Genomic DNA, 22871 nt, shown 5'->3' with positions numbered 1-22871 from the left:
GATTACGGCAGGAGTTTGCTCAGGTGGGGGAGGATAGCGCGCCGCAGCGGAGCGGCGCGCCGTTATGATGAACACCTCGCCCCGCTGCGCTGCGGGGGCTGGCCTGGCAGCCGGCGGTGCCGCCCTGGCGCGGCCGGCAGCCAGGCCGGATCGATGCCTGCCCATGTCACACCGCAAGGAGCCCCATTGCCTACCCCCGGCCCCCGCCTGTTGTTGCTGGCCACGCTGACCGCCCTGCTGGCGGCCTGTTCGCCATCGCCGCCAGCGGCCGCGCCGGTGCAGCCGGCTGCGGCAAGCCCGGCCAAGGCCAAGGCCAGCAACAATGCGGTGGCCGCGCAGGTGACCATCGGCGGTGAGGATGCCGCCGAGACCGTGCAGCAGTGGCAGCCGCCGCGGGTGGAGATCGCCGACGACGCGGTCGCGCAGGCGCGCCGCGATGCCGCCCTGGCGCTCGAGCGGGGGCGGCTGTATGCCGATGCCGGATCGGCCATTCCATTGTGGCTGGCGCTGCTGCAGCGCGATGGCAAGGACCGCCAGGCCCAGGCCGGGCTCAAGCGTGCCCGGCAACGCCTGCTCGAGGAAACCTCGGCACTGCTGGAGCGGCCGTTGAAACAGCGCCAGGCGGTGGCCCAGGCCAGCGAGATGGCGCTGGTGCTGCTGGCCATCGCCCCCGACGACGCGCAGGTGCGCCAGCTGCAGTCGCGGGTGGAGCTCGCCCAGCGTGCCATCGCCTACAACCGCGCCGGTGAGGACGATCTGCGTGCCGACCGGATCGGCGAGGACGGCGATGGCGCCATTGGCAACTTCCGCGAGGCGCTGGCCCTGGACCCGGACAATGGCCGCGCCCGCCAGGGCCTGGCCGCGGCCGAGAGCGCGTTGATCCGGCGCGCCGAGAACGCCGCGCGCACTGCCGATTTCGCCAGCGCCGGCACCTGGCTGGCCGAGGCGGCCAAGGTGCGCGATTCGTCGATCACCATCGCCGATGCCTTCGAGCGCATCGAGCGGATCCGCGCCGATACGCTGGCCCGCCTGCGCGATGAGGGCCTGCGCGACCTGGCCACGCCGCAGGGGCTCAAGCCGGCGCGCGAGAAGCTCGAGGACGCGCTGCGCATCGCCCTGCCGGGCGACCCGGTGGTGGGCCAGCTGCGCGAGCGCATTGAACTGGTCACCCACTACGGCAGTTTCCGCCCGCGCCAGGTGTTCAGCGATGCGCTGCGCGATGGCGGGCGCGGCCCGCAGATGATCGTGGTGCCGCACGGTGGCTTCCAGATGGGCGCCGGGGAGGCCGAGCCCGGTGCCAGCGATGCCGAAAAGCCCGCGCACTACGTGCGGTTCGAGCGCGGCTTTGCGATGACGATCACCGAAGTCACCGTGGCCGATTTCCGTCGCTATGTGGAAACCAGCAAGGCCCGCCCACGCGCCACCCGGCGCGGTCATTCGATCGTGTACGACGAACGCAGCGGCAATTTCGTGCGCCACAGCGGGGTGGATTGGCGTTCGGACTACAACGGCGCGCCGGCCCTGGCGACCGCGCCGGTGATGCACGTCAGCGTGCGCGATGCCGAGCACTATGCGATCTGGCTGTCCGAGCAGACCGGGCGTTCCTACCGGCTGCCCAGCGAGGCCGAGTTCGAGTACGCCCTGCGCGCCGGCAGCAGCGGCCGCTACCCCTGGGGCGATGCCGGCACGCCGCCGCCGCAGTCGGGCAACTTCACCGGGGGCGACGATGTCTCCCCGTCCGGGCGGCGCTGGTTCAATGCCTTTGTCGGTTACGGCGATGGCTGGTGGGGGCCGGCCCCGGTGGGCAGTTTCGCGCCCAACGCCTGGGGCCTGCACGATGTGTCCGGCAACCTCAGCGAGTGGGTGGCCGACTGTTGGCATGCCAGCTACCGGCGCGCCCCGGCCGACGGCGCGGCCTGGTTCAACCCGGGCTGCCGGCAGCGGGTGATCCGCGGCGGCAACTGGGCCAATGCCCCCGAGCAGACCCGCGCGGCATGGCGGCAATCGCAGGATTCGGACACCACCAGCGCGCGGATCGGCTTCCGGCTGGTGCGCGGGATCTGAGCCGGGTGCGGCCGGCGGCCGTCACCCCAAATCACACCGCACCCACTAAGATGGCGCCGTGCCGGCCAGGGTGCGCCGGTCCTGCCAGGAATCTGCAACATGCGCAACGATCCATTCGGCGGTCAGCAACAGGGCCGGGCCCGGCGGCCGGGGTTGTTCGGCAACATCCGCTGGTGGGGGCTGCTGGCCTTTGCCGGCTATGCGGCGTACTACTGGTTTTCCAACCGTGGGGTGGACCCGTATACGGGCGAGCGGGTGCTGATCGACAGTTCGCTGGACGCCAGCCAGGAGAAGGCGCTGGGCCTGCAGGCCTACCAGGAGATCCTGGCGCAGGAGCGGCCGCTGGATCCCAATGCGCCGCAGTCGCGCGACATCCGCGCGATCGCGCAGCGGCTGATCGCCAAGGTGGACGTGGTGGAAACCGCGCTGGCGCAGGAGCATGGCCTGAAGCCGGCGCACTTCGCGCGGGATTTCGAGTGGGAGGTCAATGTGATCCCGTCCGAACAGGCCAATGCGTTCTGCCTGCCCGGCGGCAAGATGGCGGTGTATACCGGGCTGATCCCGGTGGCGCGCACCATGGATGCGATGGCGGTGGTGATGGGCCATGAGATCGCCCATGCGCTGCTGCGCCATGGGGCCCAGCGCATGGCGCAGCAGAAGCTGACCCAGATCGGGCAGATGGCCGGCGCGGCCAGCGGGATGGACCCGCAGCAGCAACAGATGATGATGTCGGCGATGGGCTACGGCTACCTGCTGCCGTATGCGCGCAGCCATGAGACCCAGGCCGACGAGGTGGGGTTGATGCTGGCGGCGGCGGCGTGTTTCGACCCGCGCGAGGCGGTGCCGCTGTGGGAGCGGATGGGGCAGGCCAGTGGCGGGCAGGCGCCGCCGGAGTTCTCCTCGACCCATCCCAATCCGGGCACGCGCATCCAGAACCTGCAGGCGCTGATGCCCAAGGCGATGGAGTACCGGCAGAAGTTCTGCGAAAGCGCGGGCGGCTGAAGGGGCCCGCGCTACCTGGCGGGCTCGTTGACGATGACGCTGATCTCGCCGTCCTGCACGCGCGCCTTGAGCGTATCGCCGGGCCGTACCTGCAGCGGTGAGCGCACCAGGCTGCCGTCGTCGTCGCGGGTCAGGATGGCGTAGCCGCGGGCGACGGTGGCCAGTGGGCTGACCGCTTCCATCGAGCGCGCCAGCGCGCGCAGGCGCAGGCTGTCGCCCTGCAGTTGGCGGGCGATGGCCGTCTCGGCGCGTGGCTGCAGGCGTTGCAGGCGTTCGCGCAGCGCATCCAGGCGGCGCTGCGGGTGGCCGTTGCGCAGCACCACCGCAGCGTGGCGCAGCTGCGCCAGGCGGCGTTCGTGCTGCCGTTGCCACAGCGCCGAAAGGCGCCGGCCCAGGTCCTGCTGGCGCCGCTGCAGCAATTGCAGGCGGGCATGCGGGCTGTGCGCGTTCAACCGCAGCAGGGCGCGGTCGGCGCGCTGCATGGCCTGGCCCAGGCTGTGCCGTTGCAACTGCGCCAGGCGCGCGTCCAGGCGGCGCACATGCTGGAGCAGATCGCGCTGGTCGGGCACCAGCAGTTCGGCGGCGACCGATGGGGTGGGCGCGCGCAGGTCGGCGGCGAAGTCGGCCAGGCTGAAGTCGGTTTCGTGGCCGACCGCCGAGACCACCGGGGTCTGGCTGGCGGCGATCGCGCGCGCCAGCTGTTCGTCGTTGAACGCCCACAGGTCTTCCATCGATCCGCCACCGCGGGTCAGCAGGATCACATCGTAGCGGCCGCTGGCATCGGCGCTGCGCAGCAGGGCGGTGATCTGCGCAGCGGCGCTGTCGCCCTGTACCAGGCTGGGCAGCAGGTCCACTTCCAGCAACGGGAAGCGCCGCTGCAGCACGCTGAGCACATCGCGTACGGCCGCGCCGGTGGGCGAGGTGATCACGGCCAGGCGGCGCACATGGGTGGGCAGGGCGCGCTTGCGCTCGGGCGCGAACAGGCCCTCCGCTTCCAGCCGTGCCTTGAGCTGCTCATAGGCGCGGCGCAATGCGCCTTCGCCGGCCTCTTCCATGTGGTCCAGCACCAGCTGGTACTCGCCGCGCGCCTCGTACAGGGTCAGCCGGCCACGCGCCAGCACGCGCATGCCTTCGCGCGGGACGAACTTCAACCACTGGCTCTTGGGCTTGAACAGGGCCGCGCGGATCTGCGAACGGGCGTCCTTGAGCGTGAAGTACATATGCCCCGATGCCGGGCGGGTCACGCTGCCCAGTTCGGCCTCGACCCAGATCAGCGGGAAGGCGCCTTCCAGCAGGTCGCGGGCCAGGATGTTGAGCTGGCTGGGCGTGAGAATCTGCGCGCTGCGGTCCATGGACGGGTCAAACGGTACGAACGGACGCCCATGGTCGCACAAGCGCCTTCACCGCGCGTCGCGCCCGGCGTGCTGCTGCAGCGCCCATTCCACGTGTTCGCGCACGATCGCCGAAGGATGGGCGCGGCGCGCATGCAGGGCGGCCAGCGTGTCGGCGTGGCCGGGTGCATTGCCCAGCGCCACGGCGATGTTGCGCAGCCAGCGTTCGTGGCCGCTGCGGCGGATCGGGCTGCCTTCGGTGCGGCGCAGGAATTCGTCTTCCTCCCAGGCGAACAGCTGCGCCAGCGAGGCGGTGTCCAGGTCGTTGCGGGCGCGGAAATCCGGCTCGTCGGTGCGCCGGGCGAACTTGTTCCAGGGGCACACCAGCTGGCAGTCGTCGCAGCCGTAGATGCGGTTGCCGATCAGCGGACGCAGCGCTTCGGGAATGGCGCCGTCGTGTTCGATGGTCAGGTAGGAAATGCAGCGGCGCGCATCCAGCCGCTGCGGGCCGATGATGGCCTGGGTCGGGCACACATCGATGCAGCGGGTGCAGGTGCCGCAATGCGCGCTGGCCGGGGTATCCACCGGCAATGGCAGGTCGATGTAGATCTCGCCCAGGAAGAACCATGACCCCCCCTGCTTGTCGATCAGGCAGGTGTGCTTGCCGATCCAGCCCAGCCCGGCGTTGCGCGCCAGCGCACGTTCCAGCACCGGTGCCGAATCGACGAACACGCGGTAGCCGAACGGGCCGATCTCCGCGGCGATGGCGTCGGCGCATTTCTGCAGGCGGTTGCGGATCAGCTTGTGGTAATCGCGCCCCAGTGCGTAGCGCGCGACATAGGCGCGGTCGCCATCGTGCAGGGTGTCCCAGGCCTGCACATCGTCCTTGTGGCCATAGTCCATGCCCACCGAAATCACCCGCACGGTACCGGGCAGCAGTTCGGCCGGGCGCGCGCGCAGCGTGCCATGGCGCGCCATCCACTCCATCGTGCCGTACAGGCCCTTGCCCAGCCAGTCGGCCAGATGCGCTTCGTCCTCGGCCAGGTCGATGCCCGAGATGCCGCAGCGCTGGAAACCGTGCGCGCGCGCGATCGCCGCGATGCGTTCGGCAGCGCGGGCCAGGTTGACGGGGGCGGGCAGCGGGACAGCGGACATGGCGACAAGTATAGAATCCCGGCATGCCCGAGCCCGCTGAACTGTTCGATATCGCTGCCGCGCGCCGGATCGACGCCCAGGCCAGTGCCCTGCTGGGCGATGGTGGTGCCGCGCTGATGGAGCAGGCCGGCCAGGCCGCCTGGCAGTGCCTGCTGCAGCATTGGCCGCAGGCACAGCGCATCTGCGTGCTGGTGGGGCCGGGCAACAACGGCGGCGATGGCTATGTGCTGGCACGTCTGGCGCGCCAGGCCGGCCGGCAGGTGCAGGTGCTGCGCCTGCACGACGCGGCGGCAGTCACGCCGCTGGCGCAGCGGGCGCTGGCCGCCTTTACCGCCGCCGGTGGCAGTGTGGCGGCGTTCAAGACCACCTTGCCCGATGCCGATGTGCTGGTGGACGCGCTGTACGGCCTGGGCCTGAACCGCGCGCCGGGCGCCGCTGCGCAGGGCCTGATCGAGGCGGTCAACCAGGCCGGCATCCCGGTGCTGGCGCTGGACGTGCCCAGCGGCGTGGATGCCGACTGTGGCGCGGTGCCGGGCGTGGCGGTGCGCGCCAGTGTCACCGTGCAGTTCATCGTGCGCCACCAGGGCCTGTATACCGGCGCGGCGCTGGAGCATGCCGGCGACCGCGAGTTGGCCGGATTGGTACTGCCCGATGCGGCTGCGGCCGCGGTCACCGCCAGTGCGCAGCTGTGGCAGCCGGCGCAGCTGCGCGCGGCGCTGCCGCCGCGCCGGGCCAATACCCACAAGGGCGAGTCCGGCCACGTGCTGTGCGTGGGCGGCAACACCGGCAGCGGTGGCGCGGTGCTGCTGGCCAGCGAAGCGGTATTGCGCGCCGGTGCCGGGCTGGTCAGCGTGGCGACCCAGGCCGCGCATGTGGCGCCATTGCTGGCGCGCCTGCCCGAGGCGATGGTGCATGCGGTCAGCGATGCCCAGGACCTGCGCGCGCTGCTGCCGCGCGCCGGGGTGGTCGCGGTCGGCCCGGGGCTGGGCCAGGACGACTGGGCGCATGAACTGTGGCGGCTGGTACGGGACAGCGGCAAACCGCTGGTGGTCGATGCCGATGCGTTGAACCTGCTGGCACGGGACGCCCAGCCGCTGCACGATGCGATCCTCACCCCGCATCCGGGCGAAGCGGCGCGCCTGCTGCAGACCACCACCGCCCAGGTGCAGGCCGACCGCTATGCCGCCGCGCAGGCGCTGGCCGAACGTTTCCATGCGGTGGTGGTGCTCAAGGGCGCCGGCACCGTCATTGCCGCACCGCAGGCAACGCCGCGGGTGATCGCCGCCGGCAACCCCGGCATGGCCGTGGGTGGCATGGGCGACCTGTTGACCGGCATCATTGCCGCCCTGCGCGCGCAGGGCCTGGATGCCTTCACGGCGGCCAGCACCGGGGCGCTGCTGCACGGACTGGCCGGCGATGCCGCCGCCAGCCAGGGCCAGCGTGGCCTGCTTCCCACCGACCTGCTGGTGCCGCTGCGCCGGCTGGTCAATCCGGACCGTTGAACATGATCGAGTTTTTCCTGGCGCAGAGTGAAGACACCGACCTGCTGGGGCAATGGCTGGCCGCCACCCGCCCGCCACAGGCGGTGATGCAGCTGCGTGGCGACCTGGGCGCGGGCAAGTCCACCCTGGCCCGTGCGCTGCTGCGCGCCCTGGGCGTGCAGGGCGCGATCCGCAGCCCGACCTACACCCTGGTCGAGCGCTATCCGCTGGCCGATGGACAGGAAGCGTGGCACCTGGACCTGTACCGCATCGGTCAGGCCGAAGAGCTGGATTTCCTTGGCCTGGATGAGGGCACCGCCTCGCTGTGGCTGGTCGAATGGCCTGAGCGTGGGGCCGGCGCGTTGCCGCCCAGCGACCTGATCGTGGCCTTGGAGATCGAGGGTCAGGGGCGCCGCGTGCGTCTCACTGCGGCTAGCGACGCTGGTCGCGAATGGCTCGCCCGGCTGCCCCAAGGGGGCGACTTGCAGGCCATATCTGTCGGCTGACACTAGGAAGGACCGGCAGGTTACGGATTATTAAGGGAAAAGGTGTTGCATTTCGTTCAGGGCGGTGATTGAATCCTGACCTATGCCACTGGGGAAACCGCTCACTGCCATCTGCGCCGCCGTCGGACTCTGTCTGGCGAGCGCCTTGGCGTGGGCCGGTGAAGTCCGCCAGGTCGCACTGGAGACCGGTGCCACCGGTACCCGCGCCGAGATCGCGCTGTCCGGCAGCGGCGGTTACAAGACGCTGTCGCTGGCCGGCCCGAACCGCCTGGTGGTGGATTTCCCCGACTCCAGTGCCGTGCGCAACCTCAAGCTGCCGGCGCCCAAGGGTGTGGTCACTGCGGTGCGTACCGGCCAGCCGGTGCCGGGCACGTTCCGGGTGGTATTCGACCTGGCCGAGTCGGTGGCGCCGTTCAAACCGCAGATGCTCAAGCAGGGCGAGGACTCCCGGCTGGTGATCGAATGGCCCGGCGATGCGCCGGCGGCCACCGCCAGTGCCGCGCCGGCAGCAAGCGTGGCCGTCCCGGCGCCGGTCGCAACCGCGCCCACGCCGACGCCAGCTCCGGCCCCCAGTGCCGCCGATATCGCGCAGGCGCGCAGCGATGCGGCGCGCGCCACTGCACTGTTGACCGCCTCGGTACGCCAGCAGGCCAGCGCGCCGGCGGCCACCCCGGTACCGACCGCAGCGCCCTCGGCCAGCGCGGCCGGCGCCGGCAATGCCGCATCGCCCGCGGCGATCCTGGCCGGACAGGCCACCGCCGTGGTGGTGCCTGCACCGACCCCGGTGCCGGTCGCCACGGCCGAGCCGCCGCGCCCGGTGATGCCCAGCGAGGCGTCGCGGATCAAGATGCGCGCGGGCATGCGCCAACTGGTGGTGGCGATCGATCCCGGCCACGGCGGCCAGGATCCCGGCGCGGTCGGCCCGACCGGCAAGCGCGAAAAAGACATTACCCTGGCGGTGGCGCGCGAACTGGCGCGCCAGGTCAATGCCACGCCCGGCCTGAAGGCCTACCTCACCCGCGATACCGACGTGTTCATTCCGCTGCCGATGCGCGCGCAGAAGGCGCGGGCGGCCAAGGCCGACATCTTCATTTCGATCCACGCCGACGCCGCCGAGAACCGCGCGGCCACCGGTTCATCGGTGTATGTGCTGTCGACCAAGGGCGCCTCGTCGCAGCGCGCGCGCTGGCTGGCCGACAAGGAAAATGCCGCCGACCTGGTCGGTGGCGTGCGCCTGCAGCAGACCGAGGGCACCTTGGCCAACGTGCTGCTGGACCTGGCCCAGAGCGGTTACATGAAGGCCTCCGAAGACGCCGCCGGGCATGTGCTGGGTGGGCTGAAGCGGATCGGCAAGAACCACAAGCCGAACATCGAACGCGCCAACTTCGCGGTGCTGCGCACCTCGGACATGCCGGCGATGCTGGTGGAAACGGCCTTCATCTCCAACCCGGACGAAGAGCGCCGCCTGATCGACCCGGCCTACCAGCGCCAGATCGCCGGCGCGGTGCTTGATGGCGTGCATACCTTCTTCAGCCGCCAGCCGCCGCCGGGCACGCTGTACGCCGCGCGCGCGCAGGCCGAAATCGACGCGGCCAGCACGGTGGCAGGCGGCAGCAAATAATCCGCCGAAGGCGGATTATTTGCGTAGATCCGACCCATGGTCGGATGCTCTCCCTTCCGACGCTGCGTTGTCCGAGCATGGCTCGGGCCTACCCTTTCCAGCGCCGCGCTGCCCGGGCATGGCTCGGACCTACGCTATCATCCCCGGATGATGTCGACCGCCCGATTCCCCCTCGCTTCCAGCCCTGTGTTCCTCCGTTGCCGGGGGCGCGCATGAGCATCCGCCAGCTGCCCGAGATCCTGATCAACCAGATCGCCGCCGGCGAAGTGGTCGAGCGCCCGGCCTCGGTGGTCAAGGAGTTGGTCGAGAATGCGCTCGATGCCGGTGCCACGCGCGTGGACATCGACCTGGAAGAGGGCGGGGTGCGGTTGATCCGCATCCGCGACGACGGCGGCGGCATCGCCCCGGAAGAACTGGCGCTGGCGGTATCGCGGCATGCCACCAGCAAGATCGCCAGCCTGGACGACCTCGAAGCGGTGGCCACGCTGGGGTTCCGCGGCGAAGCCCTGCCGTCGATCGCCTCGGTCAGCCGCTTCACCCTGGCCTCGCGCCGTCCCGGCGACGAACATGGTTCGGCGCTGCAGATCGAAGGCGGCAAGCTCGGACAGGTGACCCCGCGCGCGCATGCGCCGGGTACCACGGTGGAAGTGCGCGAGCTGTTCTACAACGTGCCGGCACGGCGCAAGTTCCTGCGCGCCGAACGCACCGAGCTGGGCCATATCGAAGAGTGGCTGCGCTCGCTGGCGCTGGCGCGCCCCGACGTGGAGCTGCGGGTGTCGCACAACGGCAAGCCGTCGCGCCGCTACAAGCCCGGCGACCTGTATTCCGATGCGCGCCTGGGCGAGACCCTGGGCGAGGATTTCGCCGCGCAGGCATTGCGCGTGGACCACAGCGGTGCCGGCCTGCGCCTGCACGGCTGGATCGCGCAGCCGCATTATTCGCGCGCCAGCACCGACCAGCAGTACCTGTACGTCAACGGCCGTTCGGTGCGCGACCGCAGCGTCGCCCACGCGGTGAAGATGGCCTATGCCGACGTGCTGTTCCATGGCCGCCAGCCGGCGTATGTGCTGTTCCTGGAACTGGACCCGACCCGGGTCGACGTCAACGTGCATCCGGCCAAGCACGAAGTGCGCTTCCGCGATGCGCGGCTGATCCATGATTTCGTCTACCGCACGCTCAAGGAAGCCCTGGCCGAAACCCGCGCCGGGATGACCGCCACCGCCGGCAGTGCCGATGCGCAGGCGGTGCCGGCGGGCGAGGCCGGCCAACGCCTGGCCGGCAGCGGCTATGCGCTGGCCGGTGGTGGTGGCCTGCCGGCATCGTGGCGCCCGCAGCAGTCGCCGCTGGGCCTGCAGGTGGCCGATGCACCGGCGGCGTATGCGGCGCTGTACGCCGCGCCGGCGGCGGCCGGGATGGCGGCCGGGCTGCCGCCGATGCCCAGCCAGAACGGCCTGCCGGTCACCGCCGCCGACAGCGGGGTGCCGCCGCTGGGGTATGCGGTGGCGCAGCTGCACGGCATCTACATCCTGGCCGAAAACGCCGAAGGGCTGATCGTGGTGGACATGCATGCCGCGCACGAACGCATCGGCTACGAACGGCTCAAGACCGCCCACGACGGCATGGGCCTGCATGCGCAGCCACTGCTGGTGCCCATCACCCTGGCGGTGGGCGAGCGCGATGCCGATACCGCCGAGCGCGAAGCCGATACGCTGACCGCGCTGGGCTTTGAAATCACCCGTTCGGGGCCCGGTTCACTGCATGTGCGCAGCATTCCGGCGCTGCTGGCCAATGCCGAACCGGAGGGCCTGCTGCGCGATGTGTTGACCGACCTGCGCGAACACGGCCAGAGCCGGCGCATCGCCAGTGCCCGCGACGAGCTGTTGTCGACCATGGCCTGCCACGGCGCGGTGCGCGCCAACCGGCGGCTGACCGTGCCGGAAATGAACGCGCTGCTGCGCGACATGGAAACCACCGAACGCTCGGGGCAGTGCAACCACGGGCGGCCGACCTGGGCACGTTTTTCGCTGGCGGAAATCGACCGCTGGTTCCTGCGCGGACGTTGAGGGGAAAGGGCATGCGGATGTGGGCAAGGGGACTGGGCGCGGCGCTGCTGGCGCTGGGGTTGGCCGGCTGTGGCGACAAGGACGCGGCACCGGCGGCGCCGGCCGCGGTGGATCCGGCTTTCGCCGCCGCGCAGCAGCAGTGGCGCCAGCAGCGTTACCAGGAACTGCATGCGGCCGATGGCTGGACCAGCCTGGTCGGCCTGCACTGGCTGGAACACAAGGCGCACTACATCGGCAGCGGCGCCGGCAGCGGCATCCGCCTTGCGGTGGGGCCGGACAAGCTGGGCATGGTGGCGCGCCAGGGCGAGGGGCTGTGGTTCACGCCCGAGCGCGGCGTGGCGGTCAGCGTGGATGGCGCGCCGGTCACCGGCCGCATCCGTTTCTTCAGCGACCGTGACCCCCAACCGACCCTGATCGCCTTCGACGGCGGCAAGGGCCAGTTGAGCCTGATCCACCGTGGCGAGCGCGACGCGCTGCGGGTCAAGCATGCCGACGCGCCGTCGCGCGCCAACTTCAGCGGACTGCAGTACTGGCCCGGTGGCCCGTCCTGGCAGGTGCAGGCGCGCTTCCTGCCGCACGCGCCGGGCAAGACCCTGCCGATCGTGGACATCACCGGTTTGACCACGCCGATGCCCAACGCCGGCGCGCTGGAGTTCGAACGCGATGGCCGGACGTGGCGGCTGGAAGCGATCGGCGAACCCGGCCGCGCGCTGTTCGTGATTTTCGCCGACCGCACCAGCGGCCATGGCAGCTATCCGGCCGGGCGCTACCTGGACGTGGCCGCGCCCGATGCCACCGGCCAGGTGCTGATCGATTTCAACCACGCCTACAATCCACCGTGCGCGTTCACCCCCTTTGCGACGTGCCCGTTGTCGCCCCCGGAAAACCGGCTGGACCTGCGCGTGGACGCCGGCGAGCAGGCCTACCATGCCCCTGAAGGAGAGGCCTGAACCATGTCGATGTTGTCGCGTCTGCTGACCCCGCTGTTGATTGCCGCCAGCCTGTTGCTGGCCAGCCCGCCTGTGCAGGCGCGTGGCGATGCCCCGCCGGCCAAGGCCGCCGCGCCGGTGCCGCTGTTGTGGAAGGTGACCGGGCCGGGCGACAGCCGGGTCTATCTGCTGGGCTCGTTCCATCTGCTGCGTGCGCAGGACTATCCGCTGTCGGCCGATGTCGAGCAGGCGTTCAGCGCCTCCAGGCGGGTGGTGTTCGAGCTGTCGCCGCAGGACATGCAGTCCCCGCAGCTGAGCCAGAAAATGCTGCAGGCGGCGATGCGCAGCGACGGCAGCGAACTCAAGCGCGACCTGGATGCGGCAACCTGGACCAAGCTGCAGGCCTACGCGCGCGACAACAACCTGCCGCTGGCCCAGCTGCAGGGCATGAAGCCGTGGTTCGTCGGGCTGACCATCACCCTGAGCCAGTTCACCAAGCTGGGCCTGGACCCGGCGCTGGGACTGGACCGTCATTTCATGACCCGCGCCGCCGCGGCCGGCAAGCCGACCTCCGGCCTGGAGGACATCGATACCCAGGTGGCGGTGTTGTCGGGCATGTCGGCGCAGGAGCAGCAGCAGATGGTGGCCGAGGCGCTGGACCAGGCCGACCAGGCCGATGCGATGGCGCGCAAGCTGCATGACGCCTGGCGCCGCGGCGATGACAAGCTGTTGTGGAACGCGATGGCGGCGGAAATGCGCGGCCAGTACCCGCAGCTGTACAAGCGCATCAACACCGATCGCAACGATGCCTGGGTGCCCCGGCTGCAGCAGCACCTGCAGGCCGGGCAGGGCGGCACCCTGGTGGTGGTGGGCACGCTGCACCTGCTGGGCGACGATGGCGTGGTCGACAAACTGCGCGCCAAGGGCTACCAGGTCGAGCGGGTGTGTACGGCCTGCGCCAAGCCCAAACGCTGAAGCCCCGGGCGGATCTGCAGGCACAAAAAAAGGCGCGGCCGGCAGGCTGCGCCTTTTTCATTGCACCTGCGGCCGGTCAGCGGCGGGTCTTGCCTGCGCCCGGTGCCGGGGCGTCGGGCTTGGCGGTGCTGGAACCGGCGCCGGTGCCGGTCGAGGTGCCGCCCGGACGGGGGCCGAAGCCGCTGCCCATGTTGCGCTGGAAGTCCTGCCACAGTTCCAGGTTGCGCTCGGTCAGCTGGTTCATCATCGCCCACGGGGTCTGGCCGAGCAGGTTGCCCATCTGCTGACGGAACTGCTGCTGCTGGTCCAGGAACACCTGCATGCTGCGCTCCAGGTAATTGCCCATGAAGCCCTGCAGGGAATCGCCGTAGAAGCGGATCAGCTGGCTGAGCAGCTGGGTGGACAGCATCGGTTCGCCGTCCTGTTCCTGGTCGGCGATGATCTGCAGCAGCACCGACCGGGTCAGGTCGTCGCCACTCTTGGCGTCACGGACTTCGAAGTCTTCCCCGTCCAGGATCAGCTGGCGCACATCCTCGATGGTGATGTAGCTGGAAATCTCGGTGTCGTAGAGCCGGCGGTTCGGGTATTTCTTGATAATGCGGTTCGCAGCCATGAAACGGTCACTCATCACACAGTAGGCGCGCAGCATGGCGCAGTGCAGCAGGCGTTGCAACCTCATTTGGTCATGAAGCTGGATTCTTCATGTTGCGCAGCAAAGGTGCAGCAATTCCGGGTGGTCGCGGCGCCTGCTGCGCTGCGCGCCCACGCTTTGCTGCGCACAACGTGGGGGCGCAGGGGTGTAACCGTTACCACCCCATATGGTGGCCGCCGTTGATGTCCAGGTTCGAACCGGTGATCCAGGACGCTTCCTCGTTGACCAGGAAGGCCACCGCATAGGCGATTTCCTCGGGCTTGCCGAGGCGGCCGGTGGGGATGTCGGCGATGATCTTGGCGCGCACTTCGTCCGGTACCGCCATGACCATGTCGGTGGCCACATAGCCCGGCGAGATGGTGTTGACGGTGATCCCGAACCCGGCGTTCTCGCGTGCCAGGGAGATGGTGAAGCCGTGCATGCCGGCCTTGGCGGCGGCGTAGTTGGCCTGGCCGTACTGGCCCTTCAGGCCGTTGATCGAACTGATCTGGATCACCCGGCCCCAGCCGCGCCGGCGCATGCCTTCGATGACCGGGCGGGTGACGTTGAACACCGAGTTGAGATTGGTGTTGATCACATCGTGCCACTGGTCCGCACGCATGCGGTGGAAGGTGGTGTCGCGGGTGATGCCGGCGTTGTTGACCAGGATCTCGACCGGGCCCATGGCGGCTTCGACCGCATGCACCATGGCCTCGGCGGTGTCCGGATCGGACACGTCGCCGGGGAAGATCGCCACATCGCAACCGCGCGACAGCATGGTCTGGCGCCAGGCCAGGGCCTTGGCCTGGTCGCGGTAGTTGGTGGCGACCCGATGGCCCTGGTCGGCCAGGCGTTGGCAGATGGCAGTACCGATGCCGCCGGTACCGCCGGTGACCAGTGCGACGCGAGATGTCATGAGCAGCTACTCCGAAAGGCAGGGCCAACAAGGGGAAAGGGATTCTGCAACATCGCCGGCCTCAACGGGGCGGCAGCGGCGCGCACGCCGGCAGCCGCAGGTCGGTGCGCGGCAGGCGGGCCGGGTCGAAGCCGGCCTGCGCCGCGGCCAGCGTGGCCGGTACATCGGTTGCCGCGGCGATCACCTGCGGGTCCTGGCCCAGCTGGGCCCAGGCCTGGCGCAGCGCCGGCAGCGGCCGGGCCGGGTCCAGCGGCGCGGCCGCGTCGGATTTGGACAGTTTGCGGCCGTGCGCGTCCAGCAGCAGTGGCAGGTGCAGGTAGGCCGGGGTGGGCAGGCCGAGCGCGCGTTGCAGCAGGATCTGGCGCGGGGTGGAGTCGAGCAGGTCCGCGCCGCGGACCACGTCGGTCACGCCCTGGGCGCCGTCGTCGACCACCACCGCCAGCTGGTAGGCCCAGTAGCCGTCGGCGCGGCGCAGCACGAAATCGCCGAGCTGGGCATGCACGTCCTGTTCGATCCAGCCACGCAGGCCGTCGTCGAACCCGACCACGCTGCCCGGTGCCACGCGCAGGCGGATGGCCGCCTGGGACCGTGTGGTGCGCGCCACGCAGCGATGGTGGATGCCGTGCTGGCCGGCCAGGTCGCGGCGGCTGCAGGCGCAGGCGAAGGCCTTGCCCTGGGCCAGCAACCGGTCCACGGCAGCCTGGTAGAGGGCGTCGCGCTGGCTCTGGCGGACGATGGGACCATCGCCGGTCAGCCCCAGCGCGGTCAGCGCGGCCAGCTGCTGCTCGACCGCGCCGGGCACGGTGCGGGGCGGGTCGATGTCCTCGATGCGCAGCAGCCAGCGCCCGCCGGCATGCCGGGCCAGCAGCCAGCTGCCCAGCGCGGCCAGCAGCGATCCGGGGTGCAGGGGGCCGGTGGGCGAGGGCGCGAAGCGGCCGCAGTAGGGAGTCATGGACATGAACTATGAATCGTCGGTCAGTTTGCAGCTTGAATTCAAGCCAAAGTCACCGCAGATTTGTCTCCATCAACCTCCAATGAGCGTTTTCCCCCATGTTCAGTCGCATTGCGCTTTTCCTTCTGACCAACCTTGCCGTGCTGGTACTGGCCGGCATCGTGATGTCGGTGCTGGGCGTGAACCCCGGCCAGATGAGCGGCCTGCTGGTGATGGCGGCGATCTTCGGCTTCGGTGGTTCGTTCATTTCGCTGCTGCTGTCCAAGTGGATGGCCAAGCGCTCCACCGGTGCGGTGGTGATCACCGAGCCGCGCAATCCCACCGAGCGTTGGCTGCTGGCCACGGTCGAACGCCAGGCGCGCGAGGCCGGGATCGGCATGCCGGAGGTGGCGGTCTATGACGGCCCGGAAATCAACGCCTTCGCCACCGGCGCCAACCGCAACAAGGCGCTGGTGGCGGTGTCCACCGGCCTGCTGCACAACATGAGCGAGGACGAGGCCGAAGCGGTACTGGGCCACGAGATCGCCCACGTCGCCAACGGCGACATGATCACCATGGCGCTGCTGCAGGGTGTGCTGAACACCTTCGTGATCGTGCTGGCACGCATCGTCGGCGGTTTCATCGACAGCGCGCTGTCGGGCAACCGCGAGGGCGGTGGCCGCGGTTTTGCGTACTACATCATCGTGTTCGTGCTGGAGATGGTGTTCGGCGTGTTCGCGACGATGATTTCGATGTGGTTCTCGCGCCACCGTGAGTTCCGCGCCGATGCGGGCGGTGCGCACCTGGCCGGCCGCCAGAAGATGATCGCCGCACTGGAGCGGCTGAAGCTCAACCACGGCCAGAGCACGCTGCCGACCCAGATCGCCGCCTTCGGCATCGCCGGTTCCACCGCCAGGAAGCTGTTCATGAGCCACCCGCCGCTGGAAGAGCGCATTGCCGCGTTGAAGGCCGCGAGCAACACCGTGGCGTGATGCGGTGGTGGTTGGTTTAAAAGAAGCGCCCGGCCTGTTGGTCGGGCGTTTTTGTTTGGGGGCATTGGTAGGTGCCGACAGTTGGTCGGTGCGCAATGCAAAAAGCTTTCGCGTGCTGGCCTTCCCGCTCTGGGAACCACTAGCGTTTTCGTTCTCTGCGCGCGGGGGGAGCGGGGTGGAGGGGGTAGCGGGGCACGCGTGTCCGGCCAGGGCATCCCCGTCCTCGACCTGCGCAGGAAAAATCGAACAGCCAGCGCTCTACGCGCGGACCCAAACAAAAAAAACGGCGCCCGAAGGCGCCGTCGCTTGAATCTCACATCAACCCGATCAGAACTTGGCGTCGAACTCAGCGGCGTAGCCGGTGTTGACCAGCACCTTCTGCAGCGCGTCGGTGTTCTTCACGTTGCCGGCCACGATCTGCTGCGTCTCCGGGCCCCGGCTGTCCATCCGTGCCGGGGTGGCGCCCTTGTAATCGCAGACCCGGCCACCGGCCTCGCGCACCAGCAGCACGCCGGCGGCGATGTCCCAGGCCTTCACGCCGGCCTCGAAGTAGGCATCGGCACGGCCGCAGGCCACATAGGCCAGGTCCAGCGCGGCCGAGCCGGTGCGGCGCACGTCTTCGGCATGCACCAGCAGCGCATCGACCGCCTTGAGCTGGGCGCTGGCGCGCTCGCGCTCGCGCGGGGCGAAACCGGTGTGGATCATCGCACCGGCCATGTCCTTGCGGTCGGCCACGCGGATGCGGCGGTCGTTGAGCACCGCACCGGCGCCGCGGCTGGCGGTGAACAGTTCATTGCGGAGCGGATCGAAGATCACCGCGTCGATCGGCTCGCCGTTCTCGACCAGGGCGATGGACACACAGTAGTGCGGGAAGCCACGCAGGTAGTTGCTGGTGCCGTCCAGCGGGTCGATCACCCACATGTAACGGTTCGCCCCCTGCACGCCACCCTCTTCGGCCATGATCCCGTACTCGGGATAGGCGCGCTTGAGTTCCTTGACGATGACCTTTTCCGCATCCGCATCGACTTCACTGGCATAGTCCATGCGGCCCTTCTGCACGACGTTCAACGCCTCGAGCTTGTTGATGTTGCGCAACAAGACATTGCCGGCGAGGCGGGCGGCCTTGACCATGACGGTGACGGCGGGTTTCTGCATGGCGAAAAGCTCCCGGAAAGGCAGAGTAGGGGGATTGGCGGGGGAAAAGAGCGGTCCCGGCGCAGAGGCCGGTCGCACAGTTTACCATCTGTGGCTTGTCTGCTCGCGTTTGGCCTGTTCATGTCCATTGAAACCGCTCCTTCCCGCATCCGATTCGTCCTGGTCGGCACCCAGCACCCGGGCAACATGGGCGCCGCCGCGCGGGCCATGAAGACCATGGGCCTTGGCCGGCTGGTGCTGGTGGCCCCCGAGAAACCGCTGGATGACGAAGCGTTCCGGCGCTCGGCCGGTGCCGAGGACGTGCTCGGCGACGCCCCGGTGGTGGCCACCCTGGCCGAAGCGGTGGCCGACTGCACCCTGGTGCTGGGCTGCACCGCGCGTGCGCGCCGGGTCCAGCTGGAAGAGCTGCTGCCGGCGGTGGCCGCCCAGCGCGCCCTGGCCAAGGCTGCCGAGCCGGCCGAGGTCGCCATCGTGTTCGGCCGTGAGCGCACCGGGCTGACCAACGAGGAACTGCAGCTGTGCCACCTGGCCGTGCATATCCCGTCCAACCCGGATTTCAGCTCGCTGAACCTGGCTGCGGCGGTGCAGGTGCTGGCCTACGAACTGCGCATGGCCGCACTGGGCGGGGTTGCCGCCGCCGCGCCGGCCGACCCGGAGCATCGCGAACAGCCGGCCAGCCACGCCCAGGTCGAAGGCCTGTTCGGCCAGCTCGGGCAGGCGCTGGACGACATCGACTTCCACAAGGGCCGCGCCCCCGAATCGGCGATGCGCAAACTGCGCCGGCTGTTCCTGCGCACCGGCTTGAGCGAGCAGGAAGTGCGGCTGCTGCGCGGCATCCTGTCCGACGCGCAGCGGATGGCACGATTGGCGACCCACAAGCCAGAATGAGCTGACGCAGTTCTCATTTTTTCGGGTAGGCTGTCCGGATTCCTTGGGGGGAGTGATGGAGTGCCGGGACTGCGATGGCTGCTGCAGGGAGGTCTGCTGTATCTGGTCATCGCCTTGGTGTCCGGGCCGGCGGCAGCGGGCCCGCACAACGTCCTGGTGCTGGGCCGGATCAGCGACAACCCCAAAGCACACTATGCGCAACTGCAACCCCTGCTTGATTACGTGGTCCCGCGCATGGGCGAAGTCGGTATCACCGAAGGACGCATCCTGATGGCACCCGATGCCCCGCAGATGGCCAGCTACCTGCGCCGCGGCCGGGTCGACTGGGTCACCGAAACTTCCGGCACCGCGGTGGCGCTGGGCCTGCGCAGCGGCGCCCAGCCGCTGCTGCTGACCGAGCGCAGCGGCGTGCGCGACTACCACACCGTGTTCTTCGTGCGCCGCGACAGCGCCATCACCGGCCTGGCCGATCTCCGGGGCCGGACCCTGGCGTTGCAGAACGCGGCCTCCACCAGCGCCTACCTGGTGCCGGTGATGACCCTGCTGCAGCAGGGCCTGACCCCGGAGATCCTGTTGTCCGCGCGCGATACCGCCGCCCCTGATACGGTCGGCTACGTGTTCGCGCGCTCGGAGGGCAATATCGCCACCCTGGTGCACAAGGGCGTGGTCGATGCCGGGGCGGTGAGCAGCGTGGACTGGTCCGACGGGCACCGGGTCCCGGCCAGCTTCCTACGCGATTTCCGCGTCATCCACCGCACCGAGCCGTACCCGCGTGCGGTGGAAATGGTCCGCGCCGGGATCGATCCCAGGGTCCGCGACCGCCTGCAGCAGGTGCTGCTGCAGGCCGCGTCCGACCCGCAGGCCGGGCCGGCGTTGAAACAGTTTTTTGGTACGTCCGGGTTCCATCGGGTGGATGCGCAGATGCAGCACCGGTTGGATGAATTGAAACAAGGGCTGGCACGCGTGCGGATGGAAGTGGAATGAGGCGGTTGGGTTCCGGAATACAGGCGCGTTTCGTCCTGGCCATGACAGGTGCCATGCTGGTGGTGGTGGTGATCGTGGCGGTGGTGCTGGGGCGCCAGGCCAGCATGCAGGACGAGGTCCAGCGCCTCAGCGGCACGGTCATCCACGATCTGTTCGACCGCAGCGTGCGCAGCCGCGGCGAGGCCTTGGCGCGCGAGTTGTCCGATGCGCTGGCCAACCCGCTGTACTACAACGACCTGGAGCAGGTCGGGGCCCTGGTGCGCAACACCTCCCGGCAACAGGTGGTGCGCTATGTGCTGGTGTTCGACGAAGACGGCAAGCTGATCCACGACGGCTCCGCCGAGGTGATCGACTTCGGCCGCCCGATGGGCGACCCGCTGGCCGCCGGGGCGATGGCCGCGCGCACGCTGGTGGTGCAGCAATCGCCCAAGGTGCTCGACAATGCCATGCCGATCATGATCGGCAACCAGCGCATCGGCGGGGTCCGGGTCGGCATGGCGCTGGACGATGTGCAGAGCATGGAACGGCGCGCCAACCAGACCCTGGGCGAGCGCCTGCAGCAGGTCGGCAAGCGCCACCTGGGCTGGCTGCTGCTGATGCTGGGCCTGCTGATCGCCATCGGCGTGGTGGTCATCATCTACGTGCAGCGCACCCTGGTCGCCCCGATCCGCGGGCTGGCGGCGGCCGCGCGCCAGATCGAGGCCGGCGATTACCGCCCGCAGCTGCTCCAAAACAAGCGCCACGACGAAGTGGGCGAGCTGGTGCGCGCATTCGGCCGGATGAGCGAGGCCATTGCCCGGCATGACCGCGAAGTGCGGCATATGGCCTATACCGATGCCCTGACCGGGCTGACCAACCGCCTGGCGTTCCGCGAGGCGCTGGACCACCGGTTGATGGCCGCGCGCGGCTCCAACCAACGGCTGGCGCTGTTGTTTGCCGATATCGACGATTTCAAGCGGGTCAACGACACTCTCGGCCACGAGGCCGGCGATGAAGCCCTGCTGCAGTTCGCCCAGCGCATCAGCACTGCGGTGGCCCAGGCCGGTGGTGACGAGGCGCTGCTGGCGCGGTTTGGCGGCGACGAATTCGTGATCCTGCTTGGCGAGGGCGATGTGGCCGGCGGCGCGCGCCAGCTGGCCGAAATCCTGGTGCGCGAACTGGGCAAGCCGCTGGTGGTGCAGGGCCGGGAGCTGTTCCTGGGCACTTCGATCGGGGTGACCCTGTTCCCCGACGATGCCGCCGACGCCACCACGCTGCTGAAGAACGGCGACATCGCCATGTACCAGGCCAAGGTGGCCGGCAAGAACTGCTACCGCTATTACAGCCGGGCCATGGACCATGCGGTCGAACGTCGCGTGCACATGGAACAGGAACTGCGCGGGGCCTGGGAGCGCGGCGAGTTGCGGCTGGTCTACCAGCCGATCTTCCGCACCCGCGACCGGCGCATGGTCGGGGTGGAGGTACTGCTGCGCTGGCAGCACCCGGCCCTGGGCACGATCCCGCCGTCGGTGTTCATCGACGTGGCCGAGCAGAGCGGGCTGATCGAGGTGATCGGGCCCAAGGTGCTGCGCGCGGCCTGCATGGAGGCGGTGCAGTGGCCGCATGGGGCCGATGGCGAGGGCCTGTTCGTCTCGGTCAACGTGTCCCCGCGCCAGCTGCGCGGCGGCGAACTGCCCAGCCTGGTCGCCGACTGCCTGCGCGACACCGGGCTGCCGGCCTCGCGGCTGCACCTGGAGCTGACCGAAACGGCGGTGATCGGCGATGAAATGCTGGCCGCGGCGCTGCTGGAAAAGCTGCACCGCACCGGGGTGAAGGTGTGGCTGGACGACTTCGGCACAGGTTTCTCCGGCCTGAGCCACCTGCGCCAGGTGCCGGTGGACGGGGTCAAGATCGACAAGAGCTTCGTGGCCGACATGCAGCGCGACCCGGACGACCTGGCCCTGACCACGGCGATCATCGCCATGGCCCATGCCCTGGGGATCACCGTGGTGGCCGAGGGCATCGAGCAGGAAGTGCAGTTCGACCTGCTGTGCCAGCGCGGCTGCGACCTGGGCCAGGGCTATTGGTTGAGCCACCCGGTCAGCGCCACCGAGGTGGTGGCGCTGATCGAATCGGGGGTTTGAGCGCCGCGCAACGACCAATGGTCGTTGCCTACCGCACCGGTAGGCGACCACCGTTGGTGGTCGCATGCGCTTAGACGGGCCGTTTGCTGCTGTCGCCGGAGATCTCGCGGACCAGCTTGGGCACCAGGTAGCCGGACAGTCGCGCGGTCAGCTGTGCGTGCAGGGCCTTGGCGGTGGCATCGTCCACTTCGAAATGGGCCACGCCCTCGACCCGGTCGACCTGGTACAGGTAATACGGCAGCACCCCGGCGGCGAAGCTGCGCTCGCTCAGGTCCTGCAGCGCCTGCAGGTTGTCGTTGACCCCGCGCAGCAGCACCGCCTGGTTGAGCACGCTGGCGCCGGCCGCGCGCAGCCGCGCCATCGCCGCATCCACGCTGGCGTCGAACTCGTTGGCATGGTTGGCATGGATGACGAACGCCAGCGGCCAGGGCAGGCTGGCCAGCCACTGCGCCAGCTCCTCGTCCACCCGTTCGGGCAGCACCACCGGCAGGCGGCTGTGGATGCGCAGCCGGCGCAGGTGCGGGATCTGGCGCAGCGCATCGGTCAGCTCGACCAGCTTGTGGGTGGCCAGCGACAGCGGGTCGCCGCCGGACAGGATCACCTCGTCGATGTCCGGATCCTGGGCGATCGCCGCCACCGCCTCGCGCCAGCCCTCGCGGGCCGCGTTCTCGCTGCCATAGTCGAAATGGCGGCGGAAGCAGTAGCGGCAGTTGATCGCGCAGCTGCCGGTGGCCACCAGCAGGGCCCGGCCGCGGTACTTCTGGATCACCCCGGTGGCCTTCCTGGCCAGCCCGTCGCCGACCGCATCCAGGCTGAAGCCGGGCACCACCTGCATTTCATCGTCGACCGGCAGCACCTGGCGCAGCAGCGGGTCATGGCGGTCGCCATGGCGCATCCGGGCGATGAAGCCGGCCGGCACGCGCAGCGCGAACTGGCTGGCCGCCTCGGCCGACAGCGGCAGCTGGTCCGGGTCCAGGCCCAGCCGCGCCAGCAGCTCGCGGGGGTCGCGGACCGCCTCACGCCAGAGCTGTTGCCAGCGCACGGGGGTGGGCAGGGGCGTGGCGGAAAGCTGCATGGAATGGGGGCCTGCGGTTATCATGTCGGTCAGAAAAACGAGTCACCCC

General features: G+C 69.6%; 19 protein-coding genes. 12 read left to right on the top strand and 7 right to left on the bottom strand.

The genetic code is table 11. The features are described 5' to 3' along the window. The first annotated feature begins 153 nt into the window (after positions 1-153). Both AC3ITM_RS12680 and AC3ITM_RS12675 read left to right on the top strand, forming a co-directional pair. On the top strand, positions 154-2064 hold the full coding sequence (locus AC3ITM_RS12680; RefSeq protein ID WP_489265439.1) for a formylglycine-generating enzyme family protein: 1911 nt from the start codon (positions 154-156) through the stop codon (positions 2062-2064). A 99-nt stretch (positions 2065-2163) separates the two neighbouring features. Then, a complete protein-coding gene (locus tag AC3ITM_RS12675) occupies positions 2164-3066 on the top strand; it encodes a M48 family metallopeptidase (RefSeq protein WP_489265437.1) in 903 nt (300 codons plus the stop codon). An 11-nt stretch (positions 3067-3077) separates the two neighbouring features. Here the strand turns inward: AC3ITM_RS12675 and xseA are convergent, their stop codons facing one another. After that, a complete protein-coding gene (xseA, locus tag AC3ITM_RS12670) occupies positions 3078-4418 on the bottom strand; it encodes an exodeoxyribonuclease VII large subunit (RefSeq protein ID WP_489265436.1) in 1341 nt (446 codons plus the stop codon). A 48-nt stretch (positions 4419-4466) separates the two neighbouring features. After that, a complete protein-coding gene (gene queG, locus AC3ITM_RS12665) occupies positions 4467-5552 on the bottom strand; it encodes a tRNA epoxyqueuosine(34) reductase QueG (RefSeq protein ID WP_489265435.1) in 1086 nt (361 codons plus the stop codon). A gap of 23 nt (positions 5553-5575) precedes the next feature. On the opposite strand from queG, the gene AC3ITM_RS12660 reads away from it, so the two are divergent. From AC3ITM_RS12660 to AC3ITM_RS12635, 6 genes are all read left to right on the top strand, one after another. Next, positions 5576-7054 carry an NAD(P)H-hydrate dehydratase gene (locus AC3ITM_RS12660; RefSeq protein ID WP_489265433.1) on the top strand — a complete coding sequence of 493 codons (1479 nt, stop codon included), beginning with the start codon at positions 5576-5578 and terminating at the stop codon, positions 7052-7054. A gap of 2 nt (positions 7055-7056) precedes the next feature. Continuing rightward, complete coding sequence (tsaE, locus tag AC3ITM_RS12655) at positions 7057-7539, top strand: tRNA (adenosine(37)-N6)-threonylcarbamoyltransferase complex ATPase subunit type 1 TsaE (RefSeq protein ID WP_489265431.1); 483 nt, start codon at positions 7057-7059, stop codon at positions 7537-7539. Positions 7540-7621: 82 nt separating this feature from the next. Continuing rightward, positions 7622-9160: an N-acetylmuramoyl-L-alanine amidase gene (locus tag AC3ITM_RS12650; RefSeq protein ID WP_489265429.1), complete on the top strand. Its 1539-nt coding sequence runs from the start codon at positions 7622-7624 to the stop codon at positions 9158-9160. 212 nt (positions 9161-9372) lie between these two features. Next, on the top strand, positions 9373-11223 hold the full coding sequence (mutL, locus tag AC3ITM_RS12645) for a DNA mismatch repair endonuclease MutL (protein ID WP_489265428.1): 1851 nt from the start codon (positions 9373-9375) through the stop codon (positions 11221-11223). A gap of 17 nt (positions 11224-11240) precedes the next feature. Beyond that, positions 11241-12173, top strand: a complete 933-nt coding sequence (locus AC3ITM_RS12640) for a DUF1684 domain-containing protein (RefSeq protein ID WP_489270102.1) — start codon at positions 11241-11243, stop codon at positions 12171-12173. Positions 12174-12176: 3 nt separating this feature from the next. Beyond that, on the top strand, positions 12177-13127 hold the full coding sequence (locus tag AC3ITM_RS12635; RefSeq protein WP_489265427.1) for a TraB/GumN family protein: 951 nt from the start codon (positions 12177-12179) through the stop codon (positions 13125-13127). Positions 13128-13203: 76 nt separating this feature from the next. On the opposite strand, the gene phaR is transcribed toward AC3ITM_RS12635, so the two are convergent. From phaR to gluQRS, 3 genes are all read right to left on the bottom strand, one after another. Next, positions 13204-13740 carry a polyhydroxyalkanoate synthesis repressor PhaR gene (gene phaR / locus AC3ITM_RS12630; protein WP_489265425.1) on the bottom strand — a complete coding sequence of 179 codons (537 nt, stop codon included), beginning with the start codon at positions 13738-13740 and terminating at the stop codon, positions 13204-13206. A 193-nt stretch (positions 13741-13933) separates the two neighbouring features. Further along, the gene (phbB, locus tag AC3ITM_RS12625) at positions 13934-14674 is read right to left on the bottom strand and encodes an acetoacetyl-CoA reductase (protein ID WP_489265424.1); all 741 of its coding nucleotides are present in this window, start codon (positions 14672-14674) and stop codon (positions 13934-13936) included. A gap of 61 nt (positions 14675-14735) precedes the next feature. Further along, complete coding sequence (gene gluQRS / locus AC3ITM_RS12620) at positions 14736-15632, bottom strand: tRNA glutamyl-Q(34) synthetase GluQRS (RefSeq protein ID WP_489265423.1); 897 nt, start codon at positions 15630-15632, stop codon at positions 14736-14738. A 92-nt stretch (positions 15633-15724) separates the two neighbouring features. Here gluQRS and htpX point away from each other — a divergent pair, with 92 nt between their 5' ends. Next, positions 15725-16597: a protease HtpX gene (htpX, locus tag AC3ITM_RS12615; RefSeq protein WP_228884460.1), complete on the top strand. Its 873-nt coding sequence runs from the start codon at positions 15725-15727 to the stop codon at positions 16595-16597. A gap of 327 nt (positions 16598-16924) precedes the next feature. On the opposite strand, the gene AC3ITM_RS12610 is transcribed toward htpX, so the two are convergent. Then, positions 16925-17752, bottom strand: a complete 828-nt coding sequence (locus AC3ITM_RS12610) for an inositol monophosphatase family protein (RefSeq protein ID WP_489265422.1) — start codon at positions 17750-17752, stop codon at positions 16925-16927. A 120-nt stretch (positions 17753-17872) separates the two neighbouring features. On the opposite strand from AC3ITM_RS12610, the gene AC3ITM_RS12605 reads away from it, so the two are divergent. Genes AC3ITM_RS12605 through AC3ITM_RS12595 form a run of 3 tightly spaced genes read left to right on the top strand, consistent with a single transcriptional unit; the run spans position 17873 to position 21747 of the window. After that, entirely contained in the window at positions 17873-18640 is a 768-nt protein-coding gene (locus AC3ITM_RS12605; RefSeq protein ID WP_489265420.1) for an RNA methyltransferase, read from the top strand. A 60-nt stretch (positions 18641-18700) separates the two neighbouring features. Then, entirely contained in the window at positions 18701-19624 is a 924-nt protein-coding gene (locus AC3ITM_RS12600) for a phosphate/phosphite/phosphonate ABC transporter substrate-binding protein (protein ID WP_489265418.1), read from the top strand. Further along, positions 19621-21747 (top strand): putative bifunctional diguanylate cyclase/phosphodiesterase, encoded by a 2127-nt coding sequence (locus tag AC3ITM_RS12595; RefSeq protein WP_489265416.1) that lies wholly within the window; start codon positions 19621-19623, stop codon positions 21745-21747. The genes AC3ITM_RS12600 and AC3ITM_RS12595 overlap by 4 nt, the downstream gene beginning before the upstream one ends. Before the next feature lie 70 nt (positions 21748-21817). Here the strand turns inward: AC3ITM_RS12595 and epmB are convergent, their stop codons facing one another. Continuing rightward, positions 21818-22822, bottom strand: a complete 1005-nt coding sequence (epmB, locus tag AC3ITM_RS12590) for an EF-P beta-lysylation protein EpmB (RefSeq protein ID WP_489265414.1) — start codon at positions 22820-22822, stop codon at positions 21818-21820. Between the last annotated feature and the right edge of the window lie 49 nt (positions 22823-22871).

Source organism: Stenotrophomonas sp. KH_029 (assembly GCF_057839765.1).
This window is presented reverse-complemented; position numbering and strand designations above follow the sequence as displayed.